Source organism: Dietzia sp. (assembly GCF_036741115.1).
Classification (GTDB): Bacteria; Actinomycetota; Actinomycetes; order Mycobacteriales; family Mycobacteriaceae; genus Dietzia.
Genome location: NZ_DAINST010000012.1, coordinates 961 through 26,562, shown reverse-complemented (window position 1 = coordinate 26,562; position 25,602 = coordinate 961). Strand labels below are relative to the sequence as shown.

Below are 25,602 nucleotides of genomic sequence, written 5' to 3'. Positions count from 1 at the left end.
GAGGGAAATCCCTGCGTCCGCCGTCATGGGAGAGGACAATGGGCAGCGAGCCACCGGCCGCATTACCGGCCGCATTTCCCGCGCACGATGGGAGGAGCGAGGACATGGACGCGATTGCTCTCATACCAATCGTTCTACTCGGGCTCGTCGACGTCGGGATGGTGGTCCTCGGCTACCGCGCGGCAAGCGGTGCGCTGCGGCGCAACAGGCTGGTCGGAATCCGCACCCGCGCGACGCTCGCGAGCGATAAGGCGTGGGCCGTGGGGCACTCCGCCGGTGGACCCGCGATGGCCTTCGGCGGGGTCCTCGCTCTCGTCCTTCTCGTCCTGCCCCTCGCCGTGCTTGGAGTGGATCAGGTGGGAGTCCTAGTGTCTGTGGTGCTCTCGTGCGTGGCTCTACTCGTGTCGTGCATTGTCGCGAGCGTGCTCGGCGACCAGGCCGCGCGCCGCGTGCGCGATTCGAGCGGCCGCCGCGCCGAGTCCCACTGAGGGCGCGGCCGACCGCCTATCCTACGTCGACCATCCCCGAACTCGACCGCCCCAGACCCCGACCGAGACTCACCCCGACCCAATCGGAGAGCCATGCGCATTCGAATCGTGTCCGGCGATATCACCGCCTTCCCCGCGGACGCCATCGTCAACGCGGCAAACAGCAGCCTCTACGGCGGCGGAGGGGTCGACGGCGCCATTCACCGCGCCGGCGGCCCGGAAATCCTCGCCGAGTGCAAGGAGATCCGCCGCTCCACCTGGCCCGATGGGCTGCCCACGGGACGCGCCGTGGTTACCGGCGCGGGGGAGCTCCCCGCGCGGTTCGTCGTGCATACCGTGGGGCCCGTCCACGGCATGGATGACGGCACCGCCCTCGATTCCTGCTACGCCGAGAGTCTCCGCGTGGCGGTGGAGTCCGGCGCGCGGACGATCGCGTTTCCGCTGATCTCGGCCGGGGTCTACGGCTGGCCGAAGGACGATGCGATCCGCAGGGCACTGCGCGGAATGGCGGACGCACCGGAGGGGATCGACGAGGCCACGCTCGTGCTGTTCCACGACGGCGACGTCGCCGAAGCCGAGACGATCGCGCGGGAATTGGAGATCTCGGTCGGCGAGTAGCTGCGGGCCTGCGCCGCTACACGGGTTCGAGGAGGAACACCGGGATCGTGCGCTCGGTGCGCTTCTCGTAGAGATCGAAGTTCGGCCACACCGCGCGCAGCTCCTGCCACGCCTCCGCGCGCTCGGGGCCCGAGAGTTCGCGCGGCCGGTATTCGCGCTCCCCGCGCTGGTGTCCGCGTCCACGACCGCCACGTCCCTCGACGACGACCCGGTCGGCGGCGCGCACGTTGAAGACCCACTGAGGTGTCGAGGCTCCCCCGAAGTACGAACCGGCGATGATCCATTCCTCGCCCACCGGGGCCGCGAGGAGGTTCGTGCTTCGCCAGGCCCCGCTCTTTCGGCCGCGCACGTGCATAGTCACGCTGGGCAGGCCGGCGATGTCGAGTAGTGCGAGGCGCCCCCGGCTCACCCGCTGGATCGCCTTGTCGACGATCACGATTTGCGGCAGATACCGTGGCAGCCATGGAATCGATCCGACCTTGACCGCAACCGGCGTGAGTAGCCCCATGCCTTGATCATTCCACCGCCATTCCGGCTCGACAATGAAGAGAACGGGGGAGGATAGAAGGGCCGAGCACACCAACGAGGAGGAGCCCGCAATGAACAGCCCCGAACCAGGTATCGCCACGGTGGAGATCCCCGCCGACGAGCCGGCCAGGGTCCGCGCGCTGTGTGACCGCCTCGGCATCCCCGGGCTCGTCGACGTGCACACCCACTTCATGCCGCAGAACGTCCTCGACAAGGTGTGGGCCTATTTCGACAGGGCGGGCGAGTCGATGGGCACACCGTGGCCCATTGCCTATCGCACCGACGAGGACTCCCGCGTCGCGCGCCTCCGCGAACTCGGCGTCGTCCGCTTCACCTCACTGCTCTACCCGCACAAGCCCGGCATGGCGGAGTGGCTCAATTCATGGTCCGCGAACTTCGCGTCCCGCAACCCCGATTGCGCGCATTCGGCGACCTTTTATCCCGAGCCCGAGGCGGGCGAGTACGTGGCCGGTGCCATAGATGCCGGCGCACGGATCTTCAAGGCCCACGTCCAGGTAGGCGGCTACGACCCCACGGACCCGCTCCTCCACGCCGTGTGGGGGACGCTCGCGGAGGCGGGGACGCCCGTCGTCATCCATGCGGGTTCCGGCCCGGAGCCGGGCCACCACACGGGCCCGGGCCCGATCGCCGAGGTGCTGCGGCGCTTCCCGCGGCTGCGCCTGGTCATGGCACACATGGGCATGCCCGAGTACACCGAATTCCTCGATTTCGCCGAGCGCTACGAGCACGTCTCGCTTGACACCACCATGGTGTTCACCGATTTCTCCGAGCGCATGAACCCGTTCCCCGCGGGCGAGCTGCCGCGGCTGCGCGCGCTGGCCGACCGCATCGTGCTCGGTACGGATTTCCCGAACATCCCGTACCCGTACGTGCACCAGCTCGACGCGCTCGAGCGGCTCGAGCTCGGCGACGACTGGCTGCGCGGGGTGTTGTTCGAGAATCCGGTGCGGCTCATCGGAGCGCCTGACGCCGGAGCTTCCCGCTAGCCTCGCCGTCCCGCCCGTGGTCTGTAGTAGGGCCGTCGCCTATGGGCGCTCGGAGGAGAATCTACGGAGGTAGAGGAGCTCGACGAGGGAGAGCGCGGCGATCGCCGCGCCGAACACCGCGCTCGCGCCGACCAGGCCGATCCCGCGCGAAAGAACCCCCGCGAGGATCGGTGGTACCGAGATGGCCACGTAAGCGGAGACGAAGAACGAGGTGGTCGCGCCCGTGCGGTTCTCCCGGCGGCTCGCCGCATTGACTGCGCGCATTCCGGTCATGAAGAGCATGCCGTGTGCCGCTCCGGAGACGAGCGAGGACGCGATGAGGAGTGCGAGGGAATCTGCGGCGAGGGCGCCGACGAAGGCGGCCATGCCTACCGCGAGGAGGATCGCGCCGGCGAGGATGAGCGTGCGGTCGGGTAGCGAGCGCAGGCAGATCTGGGTGATGGCGGAGGCGCCGAACACAGCGAAGATCGTCGCCCCGATTACGGCGGAGGACGTGATGTGAAGTTCGGTGTGCATGAAGCCGGGGACGAGCGCCGAGTACAGGCCGCACATCGCGAAGCTCGCGAATCCGCCGATCCACGAGGCGGCGAACATGCGCCGCGCCTCGGGAGGAATCGCGGGAAGCTGGAGACGGAACGTCGCGGAGTGCTCGCCGCGGGCTCGCCGCGTACCGTCGTTGACCGCGAGCAGCGCGGCGCCGGCGAGCACGGTGAGCACCGCGTGGACGAGAAAAGGGGTCCACAGAGGGCGAGGGGCGAACTCGCCGAGCAGGCCCGCCATGAGGATGCCGAGCCCGAGGCCACCGATGTTCGCGGCGGTGGCGGCGGCGGCGGCGAGTACCCCGCGTCCGGTGGGGGCATTCTCGAGGACGGTGACGGTCCCTGTGGCCGTGAGGATTCCCGCGGCCAGGCCGGACAGGACTCTACCGATGTAGATCAGCCACAGCGGCGAACCTATGAGGAACACGATCGCCGAGGCGAGGGTCAGCGCGATCCCAGCGGCGAGCAGCGGTTTGCGTCCCACGAGCTCCGAGATGCGGCCGAAGAGCACGAGCGCTGCGAGGACGCCACACGCGTACACCGCGAACAACACCGTGGTCTGCGTATCGCCGAAACCGAAGCGGGCGGCGAACTCAGGGTATAGCGGGGTGGGCAAGGTCGTGCCCATCATCACCACGGCGAAGACGTACGCCGAGGCGGCGAGAGCGATGGGCGAGCCCTCGACGGGGGCGGTGCGAGAAGTGGAGCTGGGCCGGTTCATATGACCGGTGTACTCCGCCGGCGGGTCGGCGTCACCCGGCAAAAAGCGAACAGCCGTAACAAACATGATCAATTCGCGATAAAAATAATGTGCGAATGCCGCACGAGACCACGAGCACGAGAACCGAATTGGGAGCTCCAGCTATAAAGCTCAGCCGAAAGCTCACGGCCGTCGCCGCAGCCTCCGCGGCCGCCCTCGCTCTGTCTGCCGCGCCCGCGCAGGCCCAGTCGGCAGCGCCCGACTTCGACCCGCTAGGCAGTATCGAGTCCGCGTCCGTCAACCCGGTCCAGACCGCCCAGGCCTCTCTGGTCTTCCCGCTCGTCGGATCGTTCTTCCTCGGGTGCGGGCTCTCCGAGGCGGTCGGCGGAGCAGACAACGGTGGCTGCACCTTCTAATTCGATAGCGCGGCGGAGCCGGCCACAACCGAGCTGAAGCCGCCGCGCACCTGGCCACGACCGCGCTCAGCCCCGCCCGCGAAGGGCGGGGCCGACGTGTATTTCGGCCCCCTCGCCGAGCGGCCTCCGAACCGACCACTGCACCTCGAAGACGCACTCGGACATCACCCACCGGCCGCCCTCGACCACGTACGTGTCGTGGTAGACGCCCGTGGCGAGGTATTCCGTGCCCGCGACGCGGTCGATCTGGCGGAACTTCTGTGTCCACGTTCCCGTGGCGTGGCTTGGACGTTCGCCGTCATCCGGCTCCGACACCTCGATGCTCGGCATAAATGCGTGGTGCATATCGAGCACGACGGGCCCGCCGTCCGGGTGCTCCGCGAGGGCGATCTGCCGGAAGATATCCGCCATAGCGTCGGGGTCGGTCTTGCCGAGCGGACCGTAGTCGAGATGCCCACCGGCGGCGACGAAGGAGGAGCGGAAGATCTCCACGTCCTTCCCGTCACATGCCCGCAGGTAGGAGTGCTTGAGCGCGACGATCTCGTGCTCGGCCTGCAGCCGCTCGGCGATTCCCAGTGCCATCGGTGCTCCTCCCGCGGGGCGATCGGAACTCCCGCGCCCCGGCCTCTGTGCCTGCAGCCTCTACGCCTTGAAGTAGACCATCTGGTGCGCGGTGGCGAGGAGCTTTCCGTGGGCCGACCACACCTCGCTGGTCTGGTCGAAATAGCTCCGGCCGAAGCGGCGTGCGGCGCCGGTCACGAGCGAGTAGCCCTCCCCGAGCGCCTCGAGCTCGGGGAGATCGGCGAGGTAGTGGATCGTGATGCTCACTGTTCCGGCGGGCAGGAACGTCCCCTTACGGAGGAATGCCCGCGGGTAGAGGGTGTCGGTCTGCGAGGTCACGGAGTACACGTCGACGGGGCGCGGCGGGTTGTCGCGCACCCAGAAGGTCGTGCGCGAGGAGTCCGACTCGCCGTCGGTCTCGCTCGGGATGCCGCCCTCGATCATGCGCTGCTCGTAGCGGGCGTTCCAGGCGATGCCCGGGTAGTCCGGCGAGGGCTCGATGGACTCGGCGGGCGGCACCACGGGCACCTGGGCCTCGGAGTCCGTCCACGTCTCCTTGCGCACGGCCGTCACAGCCGTGGCGGTGGTGCACACCTGCTCGCCCTGCGTCTGGGTGATGACCCAATGCTGATTCGACCGGTTCGTGCGCACCGCCTCGACGGAAACCTCGAACTCTCCCTCGGCCACGGGCCCCGCGTAGTTGACCGTGAGGGTGATCGGCTCGCCGTGGACGTTCGGCTGCCGGAGAACAGCCCGGAGGAGGACTGCGGCGGTCGTTCCGCCGAACGGGCCGACCATGTTCCAGTACTCGGGCGTCGTAGCGCCGCGCAGGCGGCTCGGATCGGAGGGGTCGACGGGCTCGAGCGCGATGGCGGCATCGAGCGGGTGGAGGGCGTCAGAGGTGGTCATACCCACAGTGTAGGCAAGGATTTATGATCTGGACCATAGTTTCTGACGGCGGAGGCCGCGATGCCCAGGCCGCCCACCTCCGCGCCCGGCCGGTGTTCTGTTGCTTCGACTTCGAAATGCGGAACGCCGCAGGCCCCGGGGACCTGCGGCGTTCCGTAGCTCGAGTGGCGAGCCGTGCCGTGATGCGTCGTGCCGGCAAGCCGGCACGGCCGGAGAGCTCTAGAAGTTCTGCGGGTAGCTCGGCTGCGCGATCGTCTGCTGCGCGTAACCGCGGGTGGTCGCGAGGTAGATCACGGCCGCGCCGATGAGCGTGAGCGGGTAGGTGATGATCGAGCCGATGAGCACGAGGCCGCCGACGAAGGAGATGAGCATGAACACGATCGCGCTGAGGATGCAGAGTCCGGCATTGCGGATAGCGATGTCCTTGGAGATGGAGAAGCTCTTCGCGAACGAGTGGCCGTCGACCGCAGCGTAGACCGCGAAGTAGAAGAAGTACATCAGCACGAGCGAGATGATGGGGCCGATGAGGGGGAGGAACTGAAGCACGCAGAAGATGACTGCCCAGACGATGACGACCAGGATGAACTGGCCGAAATTGCGGAGCTTGAAGAAATCGCCGACGGACAGGCGTTCTCCCGATGCGCTGCGGAGCGCCGCGAGGATGCCCATGTTCGACAGGGTCCCCATGAGGACGACGGCGAGCACCGTGGACAGCGCGATGCCGCCGAACATGCTCCCCGCCGAGAGGGTGGTGAGCTCACCGTTGGGGTTGTTTGAGGCGTCCTCGATGGCCGGGAGGAACGACATCATGAAGGGGATGAAGGCGACGAACATCGCGACGACGTACGCGATGCCGAAAACGATCCACCCCGCGACGTTCGAGGCGAAGCCGCTCCACGCGCGAGAGAGCACGGTGCCGACGTCGAGGCCGTTGGCGACACCGACCTCGCTGGAGCCGGGGCCGGCGTAGGCGCCGGTCGCAGGGATGCCCGGGGCACCGTACGCGGCCTGCTGGTATCCCGGCGCGCCGAAACCGGCGTCGCCGTAGCCCTGGCCGAACTGCTGGCCCTGCGCTCCGTAACCGTAGTTCGGCTGGCCCTGCTGGCCACCATGGCCGAAGCCCTGGCCGGCGTTCTCGCCGTAGCCCTGCCCGTAATTCTGGCCATAGTTCTGGCCGAAGCCCTGGGCGTTGGGATCCTGGCCGTAGCCGGGGTTCTCGCCTGAACCGTAGGGATTGTTCCCGCTCTGATTGGGGTCGTACGTCATGGTGAAGCGGCCCTCTTTCGCATCGAATGAATGTTGGGGTCTTTTCAGCTATGGCTCAGCTAACCTTCGCACAAAAGCTGATCCATCGCTATGGATGCAGGCGAAATGGAAAAGGTTCCCCGCCTGCGGGAAATCGCGGCGGGGAACCTTCGTGAAACGTGCCCTTTTCTTTCAACCCGAGGGCACCGCGTTTGGGCGTTACCAGCTCTGATTCTCGGTGGGGCCGTACGGGAACGGCGGTTGGTACGGCTGTCCGGTGGGCTCCGCGACGCCCCGGGTGGCCGCGATGTAGATCACGGCGCCGGCCACGAGGTACATGGGGCCGGTGACGAAGAGCCCGAGGCCGAGCATCAACGCCCCGGCGATGAGGAGCAGGCAGAACACGAGGCCGCTGATGAGGCAAAGGCCCACGTTCTGCGAGAAGATCTGCCACGAGCGGGTAAACGAAGTCTGCAAGTCGAGCCCGTCGACCGCGGCGTAGACCACGAAAAAGAAGAACACCTGGAAGAACGCCGCGAGGATGCCGCCCACAAAGGGCGCCCATTGCAGTGCGTAGCCGAAGAGCTCGAAGACCGAGTAGACGACCATGAAGTTTCCGAGATTGCGGAACGTGAAGTACCCGCCGACCTCGAAATGCTCTCCGCTCGCGCGGCGCATCGCTGCCTGGAGGGCCATGTTGTAGATCGGCCCACCGATGGCGATGGCGATGACGAGGGTGATCAGCTCCGTCTGCCATTCGCCGGCCCCGCCGAGCACGGAATCGAAATCGGATGCGGACACCGCGTCGTGCGTGACGCCTGTCGCGGAAGAGAAGGCGAACAGCGCCACCCCGCAGACAATGCCCACGGCGAGGAGGGCGAGGCCGAAAACGATCCACCCACCGGGATCGGCGGCGAAGCCCCGCCACGCGCGATCGAAGACCTGGCCGAAGTCGACGCCGCGGATGCGGAAGCGGCGCGGGTCCTGGCCGGCGCCGCCGGGCTGCATGCCGCCGCCCTGTGGGAATCCATCGTGCTGGTACCCGCCCTGGTGATACCCACCCTGCTGGTGCCCGCCTTGCGGATACCCGGCATAGCCGCCCTGCGCGCCGTAGCCCTGCCTGCCAAAGTTCTGCCCGTCGAAGCCCTGCGCGCCTTGGCCAGTTCCTTCGTAGCCGCCATACCCGTCGTACCCGTACCCGTAGCCGTAGGGGTTTCCCGGGTCGTAGGGGTTCCCGCCATTGCCCTGCGGGTTCTGGCCTCCCCATTGGCCCTGGTTCGGGTCGTACACGTGATCACGCAGCCTCTCGCAGCTCTCGGTTGCCCAGCGGGTGGTTGCTCGACAAATACCTCGACAAATATGAGAACGCCCCCACCCTACGGGCGGGGGCGATCCACGACTGGGCGCTACCGTGTCGGCGAAACCTCGCGCGAAAGTCGCGTCCGTGCACTACATGCGCTTCGTTACTTCGGTGGCATCCGGATGCCACCGTCGACGCGGATCACCTCGCCGTTCATGTACGGGTTGTTGACCAACTCCATGACCATCGAGGCGAGCTCGGAGGCATCGCCGAGGCGCTTGGGGAACAGGACGTTCTTCCCGAGGTTCGCCTTGAACTGCTCGGAGGCCTCGCCCTCGCCGTAGATCGGCGTGTCGATCAGGCCCGGAGCAACGGCGTTGACCCGGATGCCGGCGGCCGAGAGGTCGCGGGCGATCGGGAGGGTCATCCCCACCACGCCGCCCTTCGAGGCGGAGTAGGCGGACTGGCCGATCTGCCCGTCGAACGCGGCGACCGAGGCCATCGAGACGATCGCGCCCTTCTCGCCGGTGTCCGAGGGATCGTTCTGGCTCATCACGGTCGCGGCGCGACGGATGGCATCGAACGTGCCGACGAGGTTGATCTCGATGACCTTCTTCCACAGGTCGAGATCGTGCGCGGACTCGACCGAGCCGTCGCGGCCGATGGTGCGTGCTGCCGAGCCGATGCCGGCGGAGTTGACGAGGACGCGGAGCGGGCCGGCCTCGCGGGCGGCGTCGACGGCGGCCTGGACCTGCTCGGTCTTGGTCACGTCGACGGGCACGAAGACGCCGCCGACCTCCTTGGCGAGTGCCTCGCCCTTCTCGGCGTTGAGGTCGGCGATGACTACGGTCGCGCCCTTTTCGGCGAGCTTGCGGGCGACGGCTGCCCCGATGCCGGAGGCCGCGCCGGTGACGATGGCGCTTGAGTTGTTGAGATCCATGCGAACCAATCTAGGGAGTGTGTCGGGGGCGCGCCACGGGTTGGCGCAAAAAAAACGGTGCAAGAAAATCGGTCCGCCCGCGACAGACGGCGGCGTAGGGGAGGCGGCCTCCGCCGTCATCGGCGAAGTGGTTCTTCGGCCAGGGCCCGCGCGAGCAGCGACCAGTCCTCAAGCGGCGGGACGAAGATCTGCGTGCCGAGGACCTGGACGAGTACGTGTGACGCTCCGGCATCGAGATGTGCGCGCACCGCGGCGATGGTCTGCTCGACCCCACACGGCACGAGCGTCTCCTTGAGCCGCGCCGAGCCGCCGCGCACGAAATCGGTCTCGTCGAAGCCGAGGCGCGCCCACGAATTCCGATAGTTCGGCAGGCCCGTGTAGACCTCCAGGTGCTCGTGCGCGCGCCGCGCCCACTCCTCTTCCCCCGCCTCTGTGCCCCTGACGACGGACGGCGCGATCACCGCGCCCTGCTCGACCACGAGCAGCGGGCCATCGTCGGCGCTGCCGCCGAGGATCTCCCTGGCCTGCGCTGTGTGCTCGGGGGTCGTGAGGTACGGGTGCGCCCCCGAGGTCCGCTTGCCGGAGAGGGCGAGCATCTTCGGGCCCAGTGCCGCGAGGACGATCTCGGGGAGCTTTTCCTCGCCGGCGACCTCCGGCGCCCGGGCGTAGAGGTGCTCGACGTACTCGGTCATCGCGGCGAGCGGCCTGGAGTAGTCGTGGGAGCGCCGCTGCACGAGCGGGGCGTGGGAGACGCCGAGGCCGAGGACGAAGCGGCCGGGATACATCGCCTCGTAGGTGCGGGCGATAGAGGCGCTGGCCGCGGCGTCGCGCGCCCAGATGTTCGCGATGCCCGTGCCCACCTGCATCCGCTCGCTTCCCTCGAGGAGGATCCGCGCCTGCGCGAACGCCTCGCGCCCGTAGGCCTCGCCGAACCACAGGGACTGCCAGCCCTGCCCGTCGAGCTCCACGGCGATCGCGCGGCACTCGGCGACGGAGTCCTGGGGGAAGCCCGCGGTCCACAGGCCGACGCGGTCGAGGAGGGTGCCGGTGGTGGGCCGGGACGGTGTCGAAGACTGTGTGGGGGAGGATGCCGAGGACGGTGCGGGGGTCGGACTCTGGTCCGAGAAGTCGGAATCTGCCATAGCGCCATTATGTGGCGGTGATCACGTACGCGTCCGAGGGCGTCCCACAGACGAGGGTGCCGCGGCGTTGATAGTGTCCGCGCAGTACGCGGCCCGGTCCCTTTTCTCTTCGGGTCGCCCTATACGTATCCTGACATGTGGAACAGTGAGGATACGTACCGGTAGACGACGGTCGATCAGAGGTCAACGAGGAGCCCAAGCGAAATGACAAGCACCGTGCCAGGTATTTCGGACGCCCCGACGGAGCACTCCGAGCTGCGCGCTTGGGTCGCGGAGATCGCCGAGCTCACCACGCCGGCAGAGGTCGTGTGGGTCGACGGCTCCCAGGAGGAGTCCGATCGTCTCACCGCCAAGCTCGTGGAGTCCGGGGCGGCGATCAAGCTCGACGAGGAGAAGAAGCCCAACTCCTACCTCGTGTCCTCCGACCCTGCCGACGTCGCGCGCGTGGAGTCGCGGACCTTTATCTGCAGCAAGAACGAGGCCGACGCCGGCCCCACGAACAACTGGGTCCACCCCGCCGAGATGCGCGCGGAGATGACCGAGCTGTACCGCGGCTCGATGGCCGGCCGCACGATGTACGTCGTCCCCTTCTGCATGGGCCCGCTCGATGCCGAGGATCCGAAGCTCGGGGTGGAGATCACGGACTCCGAGTACGTCGTCGCGTCGATGCGGATCATGACCCGCATGGGCACCGCCGCGCTCGAGAAGATCGGAAACGACGGCGCCTACGTCAAGTGCCTCCACTCCGTCGGCGCCCCGCTCGCCGAGGGCGAGGCGGACGTCCCGTGGCCGTGCAGCGAGACCAAGTACATCACCCACTTCCCCGAGGACCGCGAGATCTGGTCGTACGGTTCGGGTTATGGCGGCAACGCCCTGCTCGGCAAGAAGTGCTACGCGCTGCGCATCGCCTCGGCTATGGCCCACGACGAGGGCTGGCTCGCCGAGCACATGCTCATCCTCAAGCTCACCAGCCCCGAGGACAAGGTCTACTACGTGGCCGCGGCGTTCCCCTCGGCCGCCGGTAAGACCAACCTCGCGATGATCCAGACGACGCTCCCCGGCTGGAAGGCCGAGACCTGCGGCGACGACATCGCGTGGATGCGCTTCGGCAAGGACGGCCGTCTCTACGCGGTCAACCCCGAGGCCGGTTTCTTCGGCGTCGCGCCCGGCACGAACTACTCCTCGAACCCCAACGCGATGTACACCATCGAGAAGGGGAACACCGTCTTCACCAACGTCGCGAGGACCGACGACGGCGACGTGTGGTGGGAGGGCCTCGAGGGCGATCCGCAGCACCTCATCGACTGGCGCGGCGAGGACTGGACCCCGGGCACGGACGTTAAGGCCGCGCACCCGAACTCCCGCTACTGCACCCCGATGGACCAGTGCCCCTCGCTCGCCCCCGAGTGGGACAACCCCGAGGGCGTGCCGATCTCGGCGATCCTCTTCGGTGGCCGCCGCAAGACCACGGTCCCGCTCGTCGCGCAGTCCTTCGACTGGGAGCACGGCGTCTACCTCGGCGCGACCCTCTCCTCGGAGCGCACCGCGGCCGCCGAGGGCGTCGTGGGCGAGGTCCGCCGCGACCCGATGGCCATGCTCCCCTTCATCGGCTACAACGTCGGCGACTACCTGCAGCACTGGATCGATCTCGGCAAGAAGGCGGACGCCGACAAGCTGCCGAAGATCTTCCTCGTCAACTGGTTCCGCCGCGGCGCCGACGGCCGCTTCCTGTGGCCGGGCTTCGGCGAGAACACCCGCGTGCTCAAGTGGATTGTCGACGCGCTCGAGGGCCGCGCCGAGGGCAACGACACCGCGATCGGCAAGGTGCCCACGGCCGCGCAGATGGACATCGAGGGCCTCGATGTGACCGCCGCGGATGTCGACGAGGCGCTCGCCGTCAATGAGGACGAGTGGAAGGACGAGGTTCCCGGCATCGCCGAGTGGCTGCAGTTCCTCGGCGACCGCGTCCCCGACGAGGTGCACGGTCAGTTCGGTGCGCTCAAGGGCCGCCTGGGCGTGTAGGCCGAGGCGCCGGGTCCGTCCGGCGTCACGCACGATTTTCCGGTTCCCGCCTCCGCGCGCGACCCGCCATGACGGCGGGGAGCGCGCTGAGGCGGGAACTTTTTCGTGTCCGGGGTGCTCGTACTTGCGTGTGCCGCGCGACAGCGCGCGGGATCCGTGGCGAAAGGCCCGCGGACCTGCGCGAGGAACGGTCGCCCACGCGGCAGCGATAGACCGCTCGAGCACGCTTTCGAATATGACGACGGACGAACCCGAAACCCCAGGAGCGAACGATGTCCCAGCCGCCGAATGACTCCCCGTACCCCGGCAACGGCCCCTCCGGAGGTAGCGGGCCCGCAGGGGGCGGCGGCCCCTCTGGGGGCGCGAACCCGTACGGCTCGCAGAATCCGTACGGAGGTTCGAATCCGTACGGTGCGCAGAACCCTTACGGCGAGAATCCCTATGGTGGCGCGGGTGCGGGTGCGGGGTCGAACGGCGGCTACCAGTCGGCGGATCAGATCGGCAAGGGTTCCGGCGCGCAGGGCGCGGGCAGCCAGGGCATGGGTGGCCAGGGCATGGGAGGCGAGCAGGGGGCCGGCCCCTACGGGCAGCCGCCTGCCGGGAACCCCTACGGACAACAGCCTCCGGCGAACCCGTACGGTCAGCAGTCCGCAGGGAACCCGTACGGCGGCAGTGGCGGCTCCGGAGGCCCCGGAGGCCCCGGAGGCCCGACGGGTCCGAACGGTCCGGGTGGATTCGACACCAACGAGGGCGGTAGCAGCAAGGGCGCGATAATTACGATCGTCGCGGTTGCCGTGGTAGCGCTCGTCGTGATCGGTCTCGGTGCGTATTTCCTCACCCGCGGAGGCGACGAGGGCAGCAACGAGGCGGCCACCGAGACGAGCACGTCCGAAGAGGCGGGAGCGTCCGCAGAGTCGAGCGCGCCGGAGGCGGAGAGCAGCGGTGATTCGGGCGCGGCCGGCGCTCCCGCAGAGGCCTCGGCTGTCGGCACGCCGGGAGCGCAGATCGAAATCAGCGTGGAAGCAGACGGGCCGGTGGACATTTCGGCCTACCTGCCGTCGGGGAACGTCAAGGAAGACAACGTCGAGCAGCCGTGGAGCAAGGCCGAGACCGAGCCTTCTCCGATTTCGTACAACTCCGTCCTCGTCCATCCGCACGATTACGGGAACTCCGACTTCACGGCCAAGTGCCAGATCAAGGCGGACGGGAAGGTCGTCGCGGAAAACGAGTCCTCGCTCGCCGACGGCTCTGTCAAGTGCTCGTACACGACCGAAAAGTAGGCGAGAGAGGGCAGCCTGTGCGCCCGGACGGGCGGCATGAGACCGGTCGATCTGTGGGCGTGCCGGTTTTCCCTGCGGCACGAACACGCCGCAATAGCAACATAATCGAGCGTTTTTCCCGCTAGGCTGATTCCTGAGAATGCTCCCGCAACCCAGGAGGAAGCATGTCCCAGCCACCCAACGACCGAAACGCCCAGCAAGGCGGCCGTCAGCCGGACGGGTTCGGACGCCACGAGGCGCCCTCGGATCCGTCGTCGAACGGGGCCTCGGGTCGCCACGACAGCGGGCAGAACGGGGCATCGACTCCGCCGCCCGGTTTCGATGCGCCCCGGCAGGAGCAGTTCGGCGGTGGGCGTCACGAGCAGCCGGGGCAGGGCGCAGACAACCCGCAAGGGCCCGGATATCCGCAGGGCGGCGCTTACCCGCAGGGCGGCGGGCAGCCCGGTGGGTACGGCTCGACCGGGCAGGGCACAGCAGGTCAGGGCTATGGGTCCGCCTACGGGCAGGGCCAGTTCGGCCAGGGAAACCAACACGGCCAGCAGGGGCCCGCGGGGCAGCCCGGTCAGTTCAGGCAGCAGGGCGGGAGCCCGGCGCCCGGCGGCGGCCGCCACGAGTCCCCCGGGGCGGGCGGGCAGCAGCCCGGCGCCTTCGGTGGGCCCGGGGGCGGCACCGCAGACGCCGAGACCACGCGCATTCCGCAGCCCGGCGAGACCGGCCAGTTTGGGCAGCCGGGCCAGTCGGGCCAGCACAGTCAGCAGGGCGCGCACGGCGACGGGGCCGAGGGGACCTATCCGCTCGGTGCGAAGGACAACGGCCCGACCGGCCCTGATCGCGCCCAGCTCCCGCACCAGGGCTATGGCGATTCCGCGCCGACCACGGCCTTCCCCGCCGGCTTCCCCAACGCCGCGCACGTGGGCGGACCGAGCCAGCACGGCACCCGGCACGAGGGCGACTACGAGCCCGACTGGCAGCGCGAGCGCGAGGCCGGCGGCGATGCTGCGGTCACGGGCAATCCCAGCAACCGCGGGCGCCTCTTCGCTGTCCTCGGCGTGGCGGTCGTGGTAATCGCCCTGCTCGCGATCATCGCGTGGGCCGTCTTCGGTAGCGGCGGCTCAGACGATTCGGGCACCGAGACCTCGACGACCCAGTCGTCCACCCCGCCGTCGGAGGCGCTCTCCTCCGCGGAGGCCGTGCCGCCGGAGAACCCCGGTACGGGCGAGGACCCCAACGCCCCGATCGCCACGCCGCAGTTCGTCCCCGCGCCCGGAGACGGCGCGGCACCGGCCCCCGAGGGCGGCGCGCCCGCAGAGGGCCAGGACGGCGCCGCGCCGGCGCCCGAGGGGAACCCGGCCGAACAGGGCACGGACCTCGGTGATCAGCCGGCTCCCGAGGCACCCGCCCCTGCCGACCAGCCGGCCCCATAGCCGCCGCAGAATTCTAGGCCCCGCAGGGCCAAAGGTTTCGGCAGGAAGAGCAGCACAACCAGACCCGCGCCACCACGTGACCGTCATCGACGGACACTCGGCGGCGCGGGTCTCGTGCGTTTCATAGAATCTCTTCCGAGATAGATAGTCCGGTCGAGAAAAGGAGTAGACGTTGAGCACCACGGCAGGCGGCCACGAGAAGCGCGAGTTCCAGGCGGAGACGCGACAACTCCTGGACCTCATGATCCACTCGATCTACTCGAACCCGGACACCTTCCTCCGCGAGGTCGTCTCCAACGGCTCCGACGCGCTCGACAAGCTGCGCCTCGCCGCGCTCACGGAGGAGCTCCCCGGCGTCGACACCTCCGACCTGCACCTCGAGCTCATTCCCGACGCCGGAGGTGCCGATTCCGCTCGGCGGCTCACGATCACCGACAACGGCATCGGGATGTCGCGCGACGAGGTCGTCGACCTGATCGGCACGCTCGCGAAGTCCGGCACCGCCGCGATGCGCGAGCAGCTCGCCGCCGCCCGAGCCGCGGCGAACGCCGCCGAGGGCGAGATCTCGGAGCAGGCCACCGCGGACCTCATCGGCCAGTTCGGCATCGGCTTCTACTCGACGTTCATGGTCGCGGACACCGTGACCCTCGTGACTCGCAAAGCCGGCGAGCAGGAGACCACGCTGTGGCGCTCCGCCGGCGAGGACACGTACGACATCGCGACGGCCACCCCGGCCGATGCGGCCGCCGAGTTCGCGAAGCTCGGCTACGCCGGGCCCGTGCCCGAGCAGGGCACCGTGATCGTCCTCGATCTCAAGCCCGCCGGCGGCGACACCGAGCTCCCCGACTACACCGACTCTTCCACGCTGCGCCGCGTGGTGCGGACCTACTCCGACTTCATCGCCTGGCCGATCCGTATGCCCGTGCCCGCGAAGGCGAAGGACGAGGGGGCCGAGGACGCCGAGGCCGACGCGGAGTCCGACGTCACAGGTGTAGAGGATGCGCCCGGCGAAGAGACACTCAACTCCCAGAAGGCCCTGTGGACACGGCCGCAGGCCGAGGTCTCCGAGGAGGAGTACACCGAGTTCTACCGGCACGTCTCGCACGCTTGGGACGAGCCGGCGGAAACCATGACGATCCGCGCCGAGGGCAGCTTCGAGTACCAGGCGCTCCTCTTTATCCCGAGCCAGCCGCCGTTCGATCTGTTCTCTCCCGATCACCGCCGGGGCGTGCAGCTCTACGTTCGTCGAGTGTTCATCATGGATGACGCCGAGGCCCTGATTCCGCAGTACCTGCGCTTCGTCAAGGGCGTCGTCGACGCGGCGGACCTGTCCCTCAACGTCTCCCGCGAAATCCTCCAGCAGGATCGGCAGATCGCGGCGATCCGCAAGCGCATCGTCCGCAAGACGCTGCAGACGATCAACGCCATGCGCGAGAACGAGCCGGAGAAGTTCGCCGAGTTCTGGCAGCACTTCGGCTCGGTGGTCAAGGAGGGTCTCATCGACGGCGACGGCCGGGACCAGATCCTCAAGTTCGCCGAGTTCGAGTCCACGCGCGCGGGGGAGAAGTCCGGCGACGCCGAAGGCCCGTCGCGCACGACCGCGGCCGAGTACATCTCGCGCATGGTCGAGGGCCAGACCGAGGTCTACTACATCACGGGCGCTTCCCGCGCTGCCGTGGAAAACTCCCCGCACCTCGAGGCATTCCGTGCCCGCGGGGTCGATGTCCTGCTGCTCACCGATCCGGTCGACGAGGTGTGGGTCGACGCTGTCGGCGACTTCGAGGGCAAGCCGCTGCGCTCGATCGCCAAGGGCGATGTCGACCTCGCCAAGGTCGGGACCGCACCGCAGGGGGAGTCCGAGGCGGAGGAGAAGAAGGAGGACGCCGACTACGCGGATCTGCTCTCGTGGCTCGGCGAATCGCTCTCCGACCAGGTCAAGGAGGTGCGACTCTCGCACCGTCTCGTCGATTCCCCGGCGTGCATGGTCGGCGACACCTTCGATCTCTCGCCGCAGCTCGAGCGCATGTACCGGGCGAACGGCATCGACGTCCCGACCTCGAAGCGAATCCTCGAGCTCAACCCGAAGCACCCCGCCGTGGAGAAGCTGCGCTCCGAATTCGCCGCGACCTCGGACTCCGACACCACGGCGCGGGAGGCGCTCGCCAACACGGCCGAGGTGCTCGCGGGCATCGCGGTCCTCGCCGAGGGCGGCGAGCTCTCGGACCCGGCGGCGTTCGCGAAGCTCCTCGCCGGCCGGCTGTAAGGGGGGCGCGTCCCCCGGCTCGGCCACTCGCCGCCCGAAACATGCAATTTTCGTTGATTTTCCGGCGCTTCAGGCCGGAAGTCGACGAAAAGTGCATGGAACGCGGGATGGCTCGGCCGGGCCGGTTCGCCGACTCGTTGCGGGACGCTCGATACTCAAGCGATAATGATTATTGATTGAGAATCGACTGAACGTAGAGCGCCGACCCGCGAAAGGCCGACCATGCAGCGTGAACTCCCGAACCGCTCGGATTCGAACAGGGGACGGAGTGGTCGGCGCTTGGTGTCGACGGCCGCGGTGCTGGGGATCGCGGCGGGCTCGGCCGCAGCGCTCGCTCCGGCCGCGAGCGCGAAGGACGGGGCGCAGCTCGCCTGGGGGCCGTGCCACGAGCGCGTGCTCACGCCCTCCGCGCTGTGCGCCCCGCTCGAGGTGCCGCGGGATTACGACGATCCGGACGGCGAGAAGATCACGGTCACGATCATGCGCCAGCCTGCCGCCGATCCGTCCGCCCGTCGGGGAGTCCTCTTCGGGAACGCCGGCGGCCCAGGCGGTGACTCGCTCAACTTCTTCGACGACGGCCTGTTCCAGTGGCCGCAGGAGCTGCGTAACGAGTTCGACCTCGTCGTAGTCCAGCCTCGCGGTCTCCCCGATGCGACCCCCGTCGAATGCCCGGGCGCCGAGACCATCGATCCGATCACCGCCGCGACCAACTACGGCGGGGCGCTCCGCGCGGCCTGCGACTCGGCCCAGCCCGGCTACGCCGAGCACATCACCACCGAGAACACCGCTCGCGACTGGGACGAGGCGCGCAAGGCGCTCGGAGAGGAGCGCATCGACATCGACGGCCTCTCCTACGGCACCACCCTCGGCTCCGTGTACGCCACGCTCTTCCCCGAGCACACCGACAAGCTGCTCCTCGATTCGGGTGTCAACCCGGACCGCGCGTGGAACGGGCTCATGGACGACCAGGACGGCGCCTACAAGGCGCGGATGAACGACATGTTCGCCTGGATCGCCGAGAACGACGATCGCTTCCACCTGGGCACCACCGCCCTGCAGGTGTACCAGCGCTGGTCGGACCGGGTCGTCACCGAGGCGGGGGTCAACCCCACGCTCGCTCCGCCGCCCGCGCAGGTCGGCGACGTCCCGCCGCCGTTCACCGCGCTCGCGCAGCAGTACATCGACGGCGTCAACCTCACGGGCCCGGCTCGCGTTCAGCTCGAGAACCTCGTGGGAATGCTCACCAATCCCGGGGCGAACCAGATGGCCTCGACGGTTCTCGCCCAGACCCGCGGCGCCGTCCCGCAGTCCGCGCTGTGGCCGAACATCGCGCAGATGATCAGCGACGGCGTCCCGGAAGGGGCGGGAATGGAAGAGGCGATGGCGCAGGACGCGCTGCAGGCGAGCAACATGCAGCGGATCGTCATGTGCAACGAGAACCAGGTGCCCGCCAACCCGCTGAGCTACCCCGAGTTCCTCTGGACCAGCTTCGTCTCCGGCGACATCTTCGATATGTACGGCGCGACGTTCACCTCCGGTGCGGCCTGCGCGGGATACGCGCCGGTCACGAAACTCCCCGCCGCCACCGGCGAGCAGCTCGAGACCAAGCCCCTGCAGCTCCAGGGGCTCCGCGATCCGCAGACGCCGTACGGCCCGAGCCTCGCCCTCGCCGATCGCATGCAGTCGCACGTGATCACCGTCGGCGGCGGTGACCACGGCCAGTTCGCCAAGGGCAACGAGGTCGTCGACGGCGCGGTCCTCGAGTACCTCCGCACGGGGCATACCGACGTGACCGAGGCGCCGGCACCGCCGATCCCCGCGGCACAGGCGTAGCCCGGCGTCAGGGATGGGCCTGGTCGGCCCGGCGAGCCTGCCCGGCCCACTTCGGGGGAGTCCCTCGGGCTACTCCTTACCCGCGAGTAGGGTTCGGTGTATGACCTCCCCCGCGAAGCCCTCGGCCAAGCCCACCCCCACCCTGGCCCTGTGGAACAAGCTCTCCGCGAAGCCCCTCGGATCGCGCCTGTTCTCCGCCGCCGTGAGCTTCAAGGCTCCGTACTTTGGCACGGTGCTGCCGCACGTCGTCGAGATGCGTCCGGGCAAGGCCGTGGTCACGGCGCCGAAGTGGTGGGGCATCCAGAACCACATAGGCACGTTCCACGCGATCGCCGCGTGCAACCTCGCCGAGATGGCGATGGGCATGCTCGCAGAGGCGACCGTGCCCACGACGCACCGCTGGCTGCCCAAGGGGATGACGACGGAGTATCTCAAGATCACGAAGGGGGGCCTCACTGCTACCGCCGAGCTCCCCGAGCTGCCGGACTTCGACGCAATTACCGAGGGCCGCGACGTGCTCGTCCCGATCACCTTCTCCGACGCGGAGGGCAAGGAATCCGTCCGCGCCGAGATCACCATTTGGGTGACGCCGAAGAAGAAGTAGACCCGGGCCCGCGCCGCCACTGCCTCGCGGGGCGGTGCGGCGCGTCCATACGGGGCGCCCCGAGAGTCGAAATATTGCGATAGACAGATCTGTCTAGTTCTACGGACTCGGAGCCTCCGCGAACGCGGAGGCGCGAGGAGGGGGCAGATGACGAATTTCGTGAATCTCGACGAAGCCAAGACGGCCGCGGCCGCCGACGAGAAGGGCGCGCTGGGAAGGCTCTTCGCATTCCCCAATCCGGTCAACGACTACGCCGCGCGCTGCACCGCCGCTCTCGTCGTGCTCCTCGCGGTCGCGACTATCGCGAGCCCGCAGCCCGCTGCGACCTGGCTCGCCGCGATCCTCGCCGCCGGCTTCGTACTCCGCGTCGCCGGAGGTCCCCGCTACTCGCCGTTCGGCCGGCTCTCCGTCCACGTCCTCGCCCCGCGAGTGAGCCGCGAGCCCAAACTCGTCGCCGGACCGCCGAAGCGCTTCGCGCAGACCATCGGCCTCGTGTTCTCCGGCGTCGCGCTCGTCCTGTTCCTCGTCGACGCCAGCGTCGCCGCGCGCATCGTCCTCGGGCTGCTCGTGGTCGCGGCGCTCCTCGAATCCGCGCTCGGGTTCTGCCTCGGCTGCTGGATGTTCGCGAAGCTGCAGAAGACCGGGATCGTGCCGGAATCGGTGTGCGTCGAGTGCGCGAACATCTGGAACCGGCCGTCCGAAAAGGCGCAGGCGTAGCGCTCGCCCCATCTCCAGCACGCGGCGACGTGCGGACTTCGCCGATACGTGGCCGACTCTCCCGCAATCGTCCTAGCCTGGTGGGCGATGGCGCCGGGCCCGGCACAACCACGCTCGTCCGCCGTCATAGACAACGGGCAGAACCCCGACGAGCGGAGCAGGAGCCATGAGCGGAGCCACCAGAATCGAAGAAGACCTCCTAGGCGAGAAGGAGGTCCCCGCGGACGCGTATTACGGGGTGCACACGGCGCGGGCGATCGAGAACTTCCCGATCTCCTCGGCGACGATCAACGACATCCCCGACTTCATCCGCGGCATGGTGGCGGTGAAGAAGGCGACGGCGCTCGCGAACCGCGACATGGGCGTGCTCCCCGAAGAAAAGTGCGAGGCCATCGTGTGGGCGTGCGACCAGATCCTCGTCGAGGGGCGGTGCATGGACCAGTTCCCGTCCTGCCAATTCCAGGGCGGCGCCGGCACGTCGATCAATATGAACACCAACGAGGTCGTCGCCAACCTCGCGCTCGAGCACCTCGGACTGCCGAAGGGCAGCTACGACGAGATCAGCCCCAACGACGACGTCAACCGCTCGCAGTCGACGAACGACGCCTATCCCACGGGATTCCGGCTCGCGCTGTGGGCCGCGCTCATCCGCTACGAAGAGGCCGTCGTGGTGCTCCGGGAGGCGTTCTACGACAAGGCCGAGGAGTTCCGCGACGTCCTCAAGATGGGACGCACGCAGCTCCAGGATGCGGTGCCGATGTCGCTCGGTCAGGAGTTCGGCGCGTTCGCCGTCAACCTCGACGAGGAGTCCGAGGTCCTCTCCAACGCGGCCCGCTCGCTGCTCTCGGTCAACCTCGGCGCCACCGCGATCGGCACTGGGGTCAACACGCCCCCGCACTACCGCGACGCCGTGATCGCGCACCTCGGCGAGGTCACCGGACTCCCCGTGACGGGCTCGGAGAACCTCATCGAGGCCACTCAGGACACCGGCGACTACGTGCTCGTCCACGCGGCGCTCAAGCGCACGGCCGTGAAGATCTCGAAGATCTGCAACGACCTCCGGCTCCTGTCCTCGGGTCCGCGCGCGGGGCTCAACGAGATCAACCTGCCGGAGATGCAGGCGGGTTCGTCGATCATGCCGGCGAAGGTCAACCCCGTCATCCCCGAGGTGGTCAACCAGGTCTGCTTCAAGGTCATGGGCAACGACGTCACCGTGTCCGCGGCGGCGGAGGCCGGGCAGCTGCAGCTCAACGTCATGGAGCCGGCGATCGCGCAGGCGATGTTCGAGTCCATCGGCCTGCTCACCAACGCATGTAAGACGCTCGCCGAGAAGTGCGTCACGGGGATCACGGCGAACGAGCAGATCGCGCGCGATTTCGTGATGAACTCGATCGGTATCGTCACCTACCTCAACCCCGTGATCGGGCACCACAACGGCGACCTCGTGGGCAAGGAGTGCGCGCGCACCGGCCGTGGCGTGCGCGAGGTCGTCCTCGAGATGGGGCTGCTCGGCGAGGAGGAGCTCGACGACATCCTATCCCCGCAGAACCTCCTGCACCCCGAGTTCAAGGGCCCGCGCTACCTCGACAAGATGCGCCAGCGGAAGAACCCCGGTTCGCGCTAGTCGGATATCGCCACGGGCCGGTCTCTGCCTCGCCGCCCGAACCCGCCACGGTTTGACAAAAAGCGTTGTTCTGTCTAGGTTCTGGGCCACAGGACAACGAAAGAGGTGGGCGGGTGGGCCACGTTCGTGGAGGGCGGTTCCTCGTGTTCGCGGCCGTGGGTAGCGTGCTCGCCACGGTCTCCGGGGTTGCGACGGCGCAGAACGGGATCAACCTCGCGGCCGGATCGGCGCTGGCCACGGCATCGGTCCGTGGGCTCGACGCGGACGGAGTCGAGTTGCTCCCCGCGCACGGCCCCTTCGGCGGCACGGAGAGTCCGTCGATGATGATCCGTCTCTCCGACGTCCGGGTCGACTCGGTGTGTGTCCGCTTCCGCTCGCTCGATGTGCCGCTCCTCGGCGAAGTAGCTCTGGTCGGCCGCCTCGACAAGGAGGATGCCCTTGGGGCGAAGAACATCGTGGTCGACGCCAATCGCATCCAGGGCGATCTCCTGCTCGACGGTGTGGCGATCGGCAACGGCATCGGCGGGCCCACGGATCGCACGGACTCCGGAGGCATCGCGGTCACGGGCCGTGCGCTCGATGCCCCGGGCATCGAGATCGACACGATGGGGGTCACGGCCGACCAGGTCACCCTCAAGGGGATCGATATCGGCGTCGAGCGGGGTCCGGGCACGTGTTGACGCCGAAGTTCGCAGCCGGAGGGCGGCCCTGGGCGGCGATCGTCCTCTTCGTCGCCGCGGGGGCCGCCGTGCTCGGTTCCTTCCTCCTGCAGGGCTCCATCGCGGAGCTCGGCATCGGGTTCACCACGTCGACGGCGCCCGGCGCGCTGCTCACGGGGCTCGGAATGCTGGGTTGCGCTGCGTCGATGTACTCACAGCCCACGACACGCGTGCTCGCCGGGTGGCTCGGCGGGGCGCTCGCGCTCGTCGCGCTGCCGGCCGCGAACTTCGGCGGCTTCGTCGTGGGCACGCTGCTCGGCATGCTCGGAGCGGCCGCGTCGCTCGCATGGACGGATTCTCCGAGGTCCGAGAGGCCCGAGAGGCCCGAGAGGTCAGAACTGCCCGAGCGGCACCCGAAACCCGAGCGGCGCGATCGGCATCCACAGGCTGCGCGGCAAGAAATGTGCACCGGCCCGCGCCGTGCCGACGAGTCATAACCGCCGCCGAACTCGGTCACGGGCGGAATTCAGGCTAATGTAACGGTGCCGTCGATAACGGCGTTATTCTCGTGTGGCGCCCCCCGGCGCAGACGATATCGATAGTTAGATTTAGGATCCGAGGACGATTACGACGATGGCTTTCGCTCACAACTCCATGCCGACTCGCGCGGCAACCCCGCGCTGCGCCCTCCGCCGTGCATCCGTGGCGCTTCTCGCCGCGGCCACGCCGGCGCTTCTGGTCGCCCCCACGGCGTCCGCGCAGGGCTCCGTGATCGACGGGATCGATGTCCCGCCGTTCCAGACGCAGCAGTTCCAGGCACCGCAGTTGCCGCAGCTCCCGCCCATTCCGCAGCTGCCCCAGCTCCCGCAGATCCCCGATATCGCGACGCTGCAGTCGCAGGTCGTCCAGGCCATCCTCAATGCGGTCGCCGGCATGCCCAGCATCCCGGGCATCGGCTCTCCCGAGGCGATTGCGGCCGGTTCCCTCCAGGGCGCCGGGCTCCCCGTCAATGACGTGGCCGGTCCCTCGCAGACGGACCCGGCGGCGATGTCGCGCGAGGTCTTCGACGCGACCAACGCCTACCGGCAGCGCGTCGGCGTACGGACCCTCGTGTGGGACCAGCACGCCGCGGACGTGGCCACGGCGCACGCCAAGTACCTCTCGCGGGTCGGCGGCGTCGCGCACAACCAGGGCGCGCTCAACGAGGGCATGGGCGAGAACATCGCCGCGAGCTCGGATCCCTGCAACGCGGCCTGCTTCGTCACGCTCTGGGACAACTCGCCCGGCCACCAGGTCAACCTCCGCGACCCCGAATACCGCGGCCTCGGCGTCGGCGTGGCCGTGAACAACGGGCGCGTGTGGGTCGTCCAGGATTTCACGTACTAGGCCGAACCCAGAAGTTGCCAGAGCGCCCGGTTCGCGGGCGTCTCACCAGGAATGACGGCGGAACCCGCCCCTCCCCGAGGGGTGCGGCGTCCGCCGTCATTCCCGATTTTCCCTCGTTCTCGCCCGCCTCGGGCCGAGACGGGCCCCAGTTCGATCCACGCTGAGCCGAAGCGTTGGGGTCGGTAGACCGATCTGTCTATGTTGATCGCGTTCAACCAAACCCGCCCACCGCCTCGGCCCATCCTTCGAGGCGCTCCACGGAAATAGGATCGCCCGCACATGCGCACTCTCATCGTCTTCATCCTCGTCGGCATCGGCGCCCAGCTCGTGGACGGGGCACTGGGCATGGCGTTCGGGGTCACGGCCACGACGTTGTTGCTCTTTTCTGGCGTTGCCGCAGCGCAGGCGAGCTTCGCTGTGCACCTCGCGGAGGTGGGCACGACCCTCGCGAGCGGTCTGAGCCACTGGCGCTTCGACAATGTCGACTGGAAGATCGTGCTCAAGCTCGGCATCCCCGGCGCAGTCGGAGGCTTTACCGGCGCGACGCTGCTGTCGAATCTCTCCACGGAGGCCGCCGAGCCGTGGACCACGGGCATCCTTCTCATGATCGGCGTGTACCTGCTCGTCCGCTTCGGCTTCGGGCTCGGCGCATCGCCGGTGCTCAAGCGCTCGGAGGAGCGGCAGCAGAAGGCCGGCTTCCTCGTCCCGCTGGGCCTCGTCGGCGGCTTCGTCGACGCCTCGGGCGGCGGTGGCTGGGGCCCCATCACCACCTCGACTCTGCTGTCCTCCGGGCGAACCACCCCGCGCCGCGTGATCGGCTCGGTCTCTGCCTCGGAGTTCCTCGTCTCGCTCGCCGCCTCGATCGGGTTCCTCCTCGGCCTCTCCGATCAGCTCGCGGAAATGGGCTGGATAGTCCTCGGCCTCCTCGCCGGTGGCGTGCTCGCGGCGCCGCTCGCCGCGTGGCTCGTCTCGCGGATTAACCCGGTCGTGCTCGGGACCTTCGTCGGCGGCCTGCTCGTGATCACCAACCTCTTCAAGTTCTCCGACATCCTCTCGATCCACGGGGCGGTCGTCGCGGTCGTGTTGCTCGCGGTCCTTGCCGTGACGGTCGCCCTCGGGCTCTCGGCGCTCCGCCGCTCGCGGGCCGGGCAGCAGGTTGGTGCCGGAGACGGCACGGGCGGCACGAAGGGTGCACACGCCGAAACGGGCGACTCGCGGGGGGACGGTGAGGGTGCCGGGAATGTCGACGGTGTCGCACATGCGCCGACTGCCGCCCTCGCCGATTGAGTTCGGCCCCGTAGATCGTCCAACTGCGGCGCTTCCGGAATTATCAACGTATTCCGGCGGCGCCGCCGTGTTTTGCCTACAGTGAGCCTGGTTACAGCGCGGCGTTTCCT

General features: G+C 68.5%; 24 protein-coding genes. 16 read left to right on the top strand and 8 right to left on the bottom strand.

Going from position 1 to position 25,602, the window contains the following annotated elements; all coding sequences use genetic code 11:
• The first annotated feature begins 104 nt into the window (after positions 1-104).
• Together V7E05_RS03415 and V7E05_RS03410 are read left to right on the top strand one after the other, a co-directional pair.
• Positions 105-488, top strand: coding sequence for an SdpI family protein (locus tag V7E05_RS03415; RefSeq protein WP_333618271.1), 384 nt, complete (start codon positions 105-107; stop codon positions 486-488).
• A gap of 93 nt (positions 489-581) precedes the next feature.
• On the top strand, positions 582-1,106 hold the full coding sequence (locus tag V7E05_RS03410; protein WP_333618270.1) for an O-acetyl-ADP-ribose deacetylase: 525 nt from the start codon (positions 582-584) through the stop codon (positions 1,104-1,106).
• A gap of 16 nt (positions 1,107-1,122) precedes the next feature.
• Here V7E05_RS03410 and V7E05_RS03405 read toward each other — a convergent pair whose 3' ends face one another.
• Positions 1,123-1,614 carry a nitroreductase family deazaflavin-dependent oxidoreductase gene (locus V7E05_RS03405; protein WP_333618269.1) on the bottom strand — a complete coding sequence of 164 codons (492 nt, stop codon included), beginning with the start codon at positions 1,612-1,614 and terminating at the stop codon, positions 1,123-1,125.
• A gap of 91 nt (positions 1,615-1,705) precedes the next feature.
• Here V7E05_RS03405 and V7E05_RS03400 point away from each other — a divergent pair, with 91 nt between their 5' ends.
• Positions 1,706-2,641, top strand: a complete 936-nt coding sequence (locus tag V7E05_RS03400) for an amidohydrolase family protein (RefSeq protein WP_333618268.1) — start codon at positions 1,706-1,708, stop codon at positions 2,639-2,641.
• A gap of 39 nt (positions 2,642-2,680) precedes the next feature.
• On the opposite strand, the gene V7E05_RS03395 is transcribed toward V7E05_RS03400, so the two are convergent.
• Positions 2,681-3,901 carry an MFS transporter gene (locus tag V7E05_RS03395; protein ID WP_333618267.1) on the bottom strand — a complete coding sequence of 407 codons (1,221 nt, stop codon included), beginning with the start codon at positions 3,899-3,901 and terminating at the stop codon, positions 2,681-2,683.
• Positions 3,902-3,996: 95 nt separating this feature from the next.
• Between V7E05_RS03395 and V7E05_RS03390 the strand changes: the two genes are divergently transcribed.
• Positions 3,997-4,296, top strand: a complete 300-nt coding sequence (locus tag V7E05_RS03390) for a hypothetical protein (RefSeq protein ID WP_333618266.1) — start codon at positions 3,997-3,999, stop codon at positions 4,294-4,296.
• Positions 4,297-4,362: 66 nt separating this feature from the next.
• Here V7E05_RS03390 and V7E05_RS03385 read toward each other — a convergent pair whose 3' ends face one another.
• The 6 genes from V7E05_RS03385 to V7E05_RS03360 all read right to left on the bottom strand — a co-directional run bounded on the left by V7E05_RS03385 (position 4,363) and on the right by V7E05_RS03360 (position 10,393).
• Positions 4,363-4,878 (bottom strand): nuclear transport factor 2 family protein, encoded by a 516-nt coding sequence (locus tag V7E05_RS03385; protein ID WP_333618265.1) that lies wholly within the window; start codon positions 4,876-4,878, stop codon positions 4,363-4,365.
• Between the two features lie 60 nt (positions 4,879-4,938).
• A complete protein-coding gene (locus V7E05_RS03380; RefSeq protein WP_333618264.1) occupies positions 4,939-5,766 on the bottom strand; it encodes an acyl-CoA thioesterase in 828 nt (275 codons plus the stop codon).
• A gap of 219 nt (positions 5,767-5,985) precedes the next feature.
• Positions 5,986-7,032, bottom strand: a complete 1,047-nt coding sequence (locus V7E05_RS03375) for an EI24 domain-containing protein (protein WP_333618263.1) — start codon at positions 7,030-7,032, stop codon at positions 5,986-5,988.
• A gap of 198 nt (positions 7,033-7,230) precedes the next feature.
• The gene (locus V7E05_RS03370) at positions 7,231-8,301 is read right to left on the bottom strand and encodes a hypothetical protein (RefSeq protein ID WP_333618262.1); all 1,071 of its coding nucleotides are present in this window, start codon (positions 8,299-8,301) and stop codon (positions 7,231-7,233) included.
• Between the two features lie 173 nt (positions 8,302-8,474).
• A complete protein-coding gene (locus V7E05_RS03365) occupies positions 8,475-9,251 on the bottom strand; it encodes an SDR family oxidoreductase (RefSeq protein WP_333618261.1) in 777 nt (258 codons plus the stop codon).
• Between the two features lie 116 nt (positions 9,252-9,367).
• Positions 9,368-10,393, bottom strand: coding sequence for a TIGR03620 family F420-dependent LLM class oxidoreductase (locus V7E05_RS03360; RefSeq protein ID WP_333618260.1), 1,026 nt, complete (start codon positions 10,391-10,393; stop codon positions 9,368-9,370).
• 204 nt (positions 10,394-10,597) lie between these two features.
• On the opposite strand from V7E05_RS03360, the gene V7E05_RS03355 reads away from it, so the two are divergent.
• The 12 genes from V7E05_RS03355 to V7E05_RS03300 all read left to right on the top strand — a co-directional run bounded on the left by V7E05_RS03355 (position 10,598) and on the right by V7E05_RS03300 (position 25,492).
• Positions 10,598-12,415: a phosphoenolpyruvate carboxykinase (GTP) gene (locus V7E05_RS03355; RefSeq protein WP_333618259.1), complete on the top strand. Its 1,818-nt coding sequence runs from the start codon at positions 10,598-10,600 to the stop codon at positions 12,413-12,415.
• Between the two features lie 272 nt (positions 12,416-12,687).
• Positions 12,688-13,695: a hypothetical protein gene (locus V7E05_RS03350; RefSeq protein WP_333618258.1), complete on the top strand. Its 1,008-nt coding sequence runs from the start codon at positions 12,688-12,690 to the stop codon at positions 13,693-13,695.
• Between the two features lie 164 nt (positions 13,696-13,859).
• Positions 13,860-15,119, top strand: coding sequence for a hypothetical protein (locus V7E05_RS03345; protein ID WP_333618257.1), 1,260 nt, complete (start codon positions 13,860-13,862; stop codon positions 15,117-15,119).
• Positions 15,120-15,291: 172 nt separating this feature from the next.
• Positions 15,292-17,382 carry a molecular chaperone HtpG gene (gene htpG / locus V7E05_RS03340; RefSeq protein WP_333618256.1) on the top strand — a complete coding sequence of 697 codons (2,091 nt, stop codon included), beginning with the start codon at positions 15,292-15,294 and terminating at the stop codon, positions 17,380-17,382.
• Positions 17,383-17,664: 282 nt separating this feature from the next.
• A complete protein-coding gene (locus tag V7E05_RS03335) occupies positions 17,665-19,215 on the top strand; it encodes an alpha/beta fold hydrolase (protein ID WP_333618286.1) in 1,551 nt (516 codons plus the stop codon).
• Positions 19,216-19,315: 100 nt separating this feature from the next.
• Complete coding sequence (locus V7E05_RS03330) at positions 19,316-19,819, top strand: hotdog fold domain-containing protein (protein ID WP_333618255.1); 504 nt, start codon at positions 19,316-19,318, stop codon at positions 19,817-19,819.
• A gap of 147 nt (positions 19,820-19,966) precedes the next feature.
• The gene (locus V7E05_RS03325) at positions 19,967-20,536 is read left to right on the top strand and encodes a DUF4395 domain-containing protein (protein WP_333618254.1); all 570 of its coding nucleotides are present in this window, start codon (positions 19,967-19,969) and stop codon (positions 20,534-20,536) included.
• 166 nt (positions 20,537-20,702) lie between these two features.
• Positions 20,703-22,160: an aspartate ammonia-lyase gene (aspA, locus tag V7E05_RS03320; RefSeq protein WP_333618253.1), complete on the top strand. Its 1,458-nt coding sequence runs from the start codon at positions 20,703-20,705 to the stop codon at positions 22,158-22,160.
• 113 nt (positions 22,161-22,273) lie between these two features.
• Entirely contained in the window at positions 22,274-22,840 is a 567-nt protein-coding gene (locus tag V7E05_RS03315) for a DUF6230 family protein (RefSeq protein ID WP_333618252.1), read from the top strand.
• Positions 22,834-23,316 carry a DUF6114 domain-containing protein gene (locus V7E05_RS03310; RefSeq protein WP_333618251.1) on the top strand — a complete coding sequence of 161 codons (483 nt, stop codon included), beginning with the start codon at positions 22,834-22,836 and terminating at the stop codon, positions 23,314-23,316. The genes V7E05_RS03315 and V7E05_RS03310 overlap by 7 nt, the downstream gene beginning before the upstream one ends.
• 136 nt (positions 23,317-23,452) lie before the next feature.
• A complete protein-coding gene (locus V7E05_RS03305; RefSeq protein ID WP_333618250.1) occupies positions 23,453-24,205 on the top strand; it encodes a CAP domain-containing protein in 753 nt (250 codons plus the stop codon).
• A gap of 279 nt (positions 24,206-24,484) precedes the next feature.
• Complete coding sequence (locus V7E05_RS03300; RefSeq protein WP_333618249.1) at positions 24,485-25,492, top strand: sulfite exporter TauE/SafE family protein; 1,008 nt, start codon at positions 24,485-24,487, stop codon at positions 25,490-25,492.
• The last annotated feature ends 110 nt before the right edge of the window (positions 25,493-25,602 follow it).